This window comes from Mycobacterium sp. (assembly GCF_036488105.1).
GTDB lineage: Bacteria > Actinomycetota > Actinomycetes > Mycobacteriales > Mycobacteriaceae > Mycobacterium.
The window spans coordinates 1-6,320 of the sequence record NZ_DASXHW010000043.1; the positions used below are offsets into that span (position 1 = coordinate 1).

At 63.2% G+C, this 6,320-nt stretch carries 6 protein-coding genes; 5 read left to right on the forward strand and 1 reads right to left on the reverse strand.

Annotated features, from left to right (window positions below):
• Nucleotides 1-26: 26 nt before the first annotated feature.
• On the reverse strand, nt 27-512 hold the full coding sequence (locus tag VGH54_RS02305) for an NAD(P)/FAD-dependent oxidoreductase (RefSeq protein ID WP_331510318.1): 486 nt from the start codon (nt 510-512) through the stop codon (nt 27-29).
• A gap of 172 nt (nt 513-684) precedes the next feature.
• On the opposite strand from VGH54_RS02305, the gene VGH54_RS02310 reads away from it, so the two are divergent.
• The 5 genes from VGH54_RS02310 to VGH54_RS02330 form a co-directional block, all read left to right on the forward strand.
• Nucleotides 685-3,342, forward strand: coding sequence for an adenylate/guanylate cyclase domain-containing protein (locus VGH54_RS02310; protein ID WP_331510319.1), 2,658 nt, complete (start codon nt 685-687; stop codon nt 3,340-3,342).
• Nucleotides 3,343-3,399: 57 nt separating this feature from the next.
• Nucleotides 3,400-3,762 (forward strand): hypothetical protein, encoded by a 363-nt coding sequence (locus tag VGH54_RS02315; RefSeq protein ID WP_331510320.1) that lies wholly within the window; start codon nt 3,400-3,402, stop codon nt 3,760-3,762.
• A 2-nt stretch (nt 3,763-3,764) separates the two neighbouring features.
• Nucleotides 3,765-4,613 (forward strand): SDR family NAD(P)-dependent oxidoreductase, encoded by an 849-nt coding sequence (locus VGH54_RS02320; protein ID WP_331510321.1) that lies wholly within the window; start codon nt 3,765-3,767, stop codon nt 4,611-4,613.
• Between the two features lie 26 nt (nt 4,614-4,639).
• A complete protein-coding gene (locus VGH54_RS02325; RefSeq protein ID WP_331510322.1) occupies nt 4,640-5,560 on the forward strand; it encodes a ferritin-like domain-containing protein in 921 nt (306 codons plus the stop codon).
• Nucleotides 5,557-6,320: NAD(P)/FAD-dependent oxidoreductase (locus VGH54_RS02330; RefSeq protein WP_331510323.1), on the forward strand; the 764-nt coding region annotated here is incomplete at its 3' end. The genes VGH54_RS02325 and VGH54_RS02330, both read left to right, overlap by 4 nt.

Here is a 6,320-nt window from a genome sequence, read left to right on the forward strand (position 1 = left end):
TCTCCCGCCGTCGATTTCGAATGATCTCACTGCGACGAGTGAAAAACGCGGCCGCCTAACAGCTCCCGGTCTGGAATTGTCGGGATGTTGGGGACATCAAGCATGCCGACCGAGCTGACGACAACATCGACCTCGTGTCGACTCCCCTGCTCGGTCTCGATCGCCCATTGCGTATCGGCATCAGACCAACGGAGCGACGTCACGGCGGTGCCGGCCTTCAGGTGCTGACCCAGTTGGTGGTCGTCTGCGACCCGTTCCAGATAGGCGAGGATCTCCGGTTGGTTCGCGTAGGTCTTGCTCCAGTACGGGTTCAGCGCGAACGAAAACGAGTAGAAGTGCGACGGCACATCACACGCCGCACCGGGATAGGTGTTATTGCGCCACGTTCCGCCGAACCCGTCGCCGCGTTCGAAGATGGTGAAATCGTAGTCACCTTGGGCCAATTGAATACCCATGGCGATACCGCCGGGACCGGCCCCGATGACGCCAACCCGCGGCCTACGTTTCGACATCACCGGCCTCGTCGGTGAGATCACGCTGCGCGAGTGTGACGACGGCCATACCTGGCAATGTTACATATCAACTCATATATGTAAAACGGCATCGCGGACGTGGTGCTCAACAGCTTCGGCGGATCCGCCAATGTTTGAGGTGGGAGCGTGTCTGTTGTGAGATTCTTCCTGGGTGTCCGCTGAGAGTGCGGGTCGGCCGTTGGGGGTTGTGACGTTTCTGTTCACCGACGTGGAGGGTTCGACCCGTCGGTGGGAGGCCGACGCCGATGCGATGCGGACAGCTCTAGCCGCACACGACGCGGTGTTGTGCTCCGCGATTGAGGCGCACGGTGGCTTCATGTTCAAGCACACCGGTGACGGGGTGTGTGCCGCTTTCGCGTCGCCGAAGTCTGCGGTCGATGCGGCAGTGGGCGCGCAGCGGGCGCTGGAGTTGCCGGTGCGGATGGGGCTGGCAACCGGCGAGGCCGAGCTACGCGATGGGGATTACTTCGGTGCGGTGCTCAATCGTGCCGCCAGGGTGATGGCCGCCGGGCACGGCGGTCAGATCCTGGTGGCGGACTCGACAGCGGTCCTGCTTACGGGAGTCGACCTGGTGGATCTGGGTCCGCGGCGGTTGCGAGATGTGCCAAACCCGATCACGGTGTTCCAGCTGAAAGCGCCGGGCCTTTGTACGGACTTTCCGGCATTGCGGGGAGTCGACTCGAATCCCGGGAACTTGCGGCCTGCGATCACGCGCTTGATAGGGCGCGACACCGAGGTATCCGATGTCGAAGCCGCCGTGCGTTCACATCGGTTGGTGACGTTGACCGGCGTAGGGGGAGTCGGCAAGACCCGGCTTGCATTGGAAGTCGCGACACAATTGGACGACGAATTTGTAGACGGGGTATGGGTTTTCGAGTTGGCCGCAGTCGCCGACCCTGCCGCGGTACCCGATGCGGTGGCCGCGGTGTTGGGCATCACTCAACAACCGGGAAAGGGCGTCAGCGAGTCGGTGGCTTCCGCCTTGGAGGGCCGGTCGCGGCTGTTGGTGTTCGACAACTGTGAGCACGTCGTTGACAGCGTCGCGGATCTAGTTGGGGCGATCGTCGCCGCCTCTGCGACCGTGAAAGTCTTGGCCACTAGTCGTGAGGGAATCGGCGTCGCAGACGAGCAGTTGTGGCGGGTGCCTTCACTGGATGTCGGTGCGGCGGTGGAGTTGTTTGTCGAACGCGCTCAAAGCATGGTGTCGGGTGCGCTCGCTGATGAGACGACCGCTGTCGAGGACATTTGTCGTCGTCTCGATGGAATCCCATTGGCGATCGAGTTAGCAGCGTCGCGGATGGCGTCGATGACTGCGGCCGAAATCCGCGATCGCCTCGATGATCGATTCCGTCTGCTCGTCGGTTCGCGGCGTGGCTTGGCACGCCACCAAACGCTGCGCCACGCTGTGGCGTGGTCTTACGACCTGCTCGACGACACCGAAAAAGCGCTCCTGGATCGGTGTTCGGTGTTCTCCGGCGGGTTTGACCTCGAAAGTGCCTGCGCGGTAGCCGGATCCGACGACACCGACGACTATGCAACACTGGATCTCCTCGATGCGCTGGTGCGCAAGTCACTGATCGTCGCTGACCGGTCATCGGGGCGAACGCGGTTCTCGATGCTGGAGACCATCCGCCAATTCACCGAGGAACAACTCGTCGACAGGGGCGAGGCCACCGAAGCGCGTGATGCGCACGCTCGCCACTTCGCCGGGCGCGAAGCCGACATCCTGGCACTGTGGGACAGTCCCCGACAATGCGAGGCCTATGAGTGGATCACTCTCGAGTTGGCGAATCTGCGCGCCGCGTTTCGGTGGGCCGCCGATCGCGGCGACCTCGACAGCGCCACCGCGATCGCCGTCTACGCGACATTCCTCGGTTCGTGGGTCGAGCAGTACGAACCCGTCGCATGGGCCGAGGAGCTCGTCGAACCCGCGAAGGCCGTCGAACATCCACGGCTGGCACAGCTCTATGTAGTGGCCGCCCAGTGCTATGTGACTGGGCGAATCGACGACGCCATCGGCTACGGCGACGCTGGCCAGGCAGCTATCGATAGCGGACGTTTGGACCAGGTTCCGTTCGAGTTCGAAGTCATGCTCGGCGGTGCGTACATCACCAAGGGTGAGCCCGAGCGGTGGGTCGAGTTGTGCCGCAACATGATCGCAAGAGAGCCCGGCCCTCATACGTATGTCCGGGCATGCCTGGTTATGGCGTTGACGATTGCCGGGGCCGGTGATGAGGCAGTGGCGGCCGCGCAAGGCCTGCTCGCCGCCGCCGACGCCACCGAAAATCCCCACGTGCAGTCGATGGCGCTGCTTGGATACGGCTTCGGCTATCGGGACGCCGATCCCGCCGCCGCGCATGACGCCCAGCGCCGAGGCTTGACGATCGCTCAAGATAGCGGTAACCGACAGGTCGAGTCGCACCTCGCGGTCATGCTGTCGAGGCTTGCGGCCACCCACGGCGACCCCATGAACGCGCTCGACTACCTAGACCTGGCGATCCGCAACTTCTACGACTCCGGCAGCTTCTCGCTCCTGCACAGCCCGCTGGCAATCCTCGCCGCGCTATTCGACAGGCTCGGGCGACACGAACCCGCCGCCACCATCAGCGGATTCGCCGCGAACCCCCTCACGCGGACCGCCTTCCCCGAGATAAACACCACGATCACCCACCTACGCGAAGTTCTCGGCGACAAGGCTTACGAATCCTTCGCGCGTGCCGGGGCGAACATGTTCAACGCCGCCATGGTGACCTACGCATTCGATCAGGTGGATCAGGCCCGAGCAGAACTGATCGGCGTCTCGAAATAGACCCGACACGCAACGTTGCCATTGACGAATGTCACCATTTTGTGTTGACTCATTCGCATGACGGAGTCAGTGCCGACTCGTGGATCGCTGCGATCCCGATCCGCAGCCGTGCTGAGCATGACAACATTGCGGCAGATCAGCGCGGTCTTACCGCCCGAACAGGCATGGAGCCTGTGGCTGTCGCGACGGATCGTGGCCGGCATCATGGATGCCTTCGGACCGTCGCTGGCCGGAGCCAGCATCGAGCCCGTTGACGTGCACCACGACGGACGTCGCGTGGTCGGCGAATGGGTCCGTGCGCCCGGCGTACGTACCAGGCTGTCGCCGGAAGCTGTCAAGGCCATGAAGCATGTCGCACGTTTCATCGATACCTCGATGCGAGACAACGGTATTGAGGCCATATCAGGGAAGGCCGTCTGAAGATGATCGGACCGTTTGGCAAGTCGCCCAAGGCGAGCCATCACGCGCGTGCGGTGGTGACCGGCGCCGGCAGCGGCATCGGCGCAGCGTTCGCGATCGAACTGGCCCGCCGTGGCAGTCGGGTCGTCTGCAGCGACATCGATGAAGTGGCCGCGAAAAGAACGGTGAGCGCGATCGCCGACATCGGCGGCGAGGCAGTCGCGATCACCTGCGACGTAACCCGACTCGACGAGGTTGTCGATCTGGCTAAGCAGTCTCAATCCTGGTTCGGCGCCGCACCCACGTTGGTGATCAACAACGCCGGCGTCGGCTCCGGCGGGGCCCCGATCGGCGAACTCCCCATCGAGGACTGGCAGTGGGTGTTGGGCATCAACCTGTGGGGACCCATTCATGGCTGCCATGTCTTCGCGCCGATCCTGCGGACAGCCGACCCTTCGGATGCACCGCGCGGCATCATCAACGTCGCCTCCGCCGCAGCGTTCGGTGCCGCGCCGAGCATGGCGGCCTACAACGTGAGCAAGGCCGGCGCGCTGTCGCTCTCGGAGACCCTGGCCGCCGAATTGTCCGGCAGCGGAGTAAAAGTCACCGCGCTGTGCCCCACCTTCGTCAAGACCAACATCCTCGAATCCGGCCGCATCTCCTCGGAGACGAATCAGTTCGCCCACAAGATCATGCGCTGGACTGGTGTCTCAGCCGACAAGGTGGCGCAAACCTGCCTGGACGCCCACGATCGCGGCGACCTGTACTGCATGCCGCAACTCGAAGCCAAGATCGGCTGGAACATCAAACGGTTGATACCTGGTACCTACACCCGCGCCATCGGCCTGGTGTCCAGGGCCGCGCCGCTTTAGAAGAAGCACATCCAAAGGAGGATCCGATGGCTATCGACATGGAAGCGATGCTGGCCAAGATCAAAGACCGCCAATGGGCGCTGGCCGACATCGACTGGGACGCACCGGGTGCCGAGATGATCAGCGACGAACAGCGGCCACAGCTCAAGGCGTTCATGGCCGACCTGTGCTGGATCGAGAACATCGGCGCCCGCGGGTTCGCGGCGCTGGCGAAGAAGGCACCCACACCGACCATCGGTGAGATCTACCGCTACTTCCACGCCGAGGAACAGCGTCACGCCAACGCCGAACTGGCACTGATGAAGCGCTGGGGCATGCTCGAGGACGGCGAGGTCCCCGAGCCGAACGTGAACATCCGGCTGGCCATCGACTGGCTGGACCGCTGGGCCGACGACATGCCGCTTTCTCTGCTCGGCACCGTCATCCCGATGCTCGAAGTCGCGCTGGACGGCGCCCTGTTGAAGTTCCTCCTCGACGAGGTGCACGACCCTGTTTGCCACCGGGTGTTCGAGAAGATCAATAATGACGAATCACGCCATCTGGTAGTCGATTTCGAGGTGCTCGACATGATCGGACACGCAAAGATCCGACGGTTGCTGATCGACTTCGTCGGCCACAATGCCACTCCGGGTCTGATTATCGGCGCGATCATGGGTGCGCCACTGATCAACCGGATCCGCAACGAGATCACCGCGATGGGCATGGAGCCCGAGCGGCTGTACAAGGCCGTCAAACGATTCAAAGAGCTCGGCGACCGGGGCGAACACACCGGGCGCGTACCGACTTACCGGTTCCTGAGGCGCTACGCCGGAGTGGTCACGAATCCGCGCCACCCGTACCACCTGTTGGCCAATTCGATGGTATGGCTTTCCGACCGGTATCCGCGGCCGCTTCTGCCGTCGGTACCTACCTGGGTTCGAGAAGTCACTTACGAGCCGGCGGCATGACCATGGCGAACACACCCACCTACGCCACGCTGATCGTCGGAGCCGGGTTCAGCGGCCTTGGCGCAGCGATCAAACTGGCCCAAGCCGGCGTCGACGACGTCATCATCCTGGAGCGCAGCGACCGCGTCGGCGGAACCTGGCGGGACACCAGCTATCCGGGCGCCAGCTGTGACATCCCGTCACTGCTGTACTCGTTCTCGTTCGTCAAAAACCCGACCTGGTCGCGGACCTACTCACCGGCAGACGAAATATGCAACCACATAGAGGACATGGCCGATCGGTTCGACATCCGTCGCCGCATTCGGTTCGGTCAGGAAGTCAGCGGACTGTCCTTCGACGAGGACGCCGGCGTCTGGACCGCAACCACGGCCAGCCGCAAGCGTTTTCGCGCCCGCACGGTGATCCTGGCGTCTGGGCCGCTACCCGATTCCAGCTTTCCCGATATCAGGGGCATCGATTCCTACCAAGGCCACAAGATTCACAGTGCCCGGTGGGACAAGGAATATGACTTCACCGGAAAGCGGGTTGGTGTCATCGGCACCGGCGCCAGCGCGATCCAGATCATCCCAGAGCTGGTGAAGAAGGCCGGATTCGTCAAGGTATTTCAGCGCACGCCCGGCTGGGTGTTGCCGCGCCTGGATGTCGCCACCCCGCCCGCTGTGCAGGCGTTGTTCACGAAAGTCCCTGCTACTCAACACCTTGCCCGGCAGGTGTTGTTCTGGGGCCACGAGGCCACCGCGACGGCGATGGTGTGGAACAC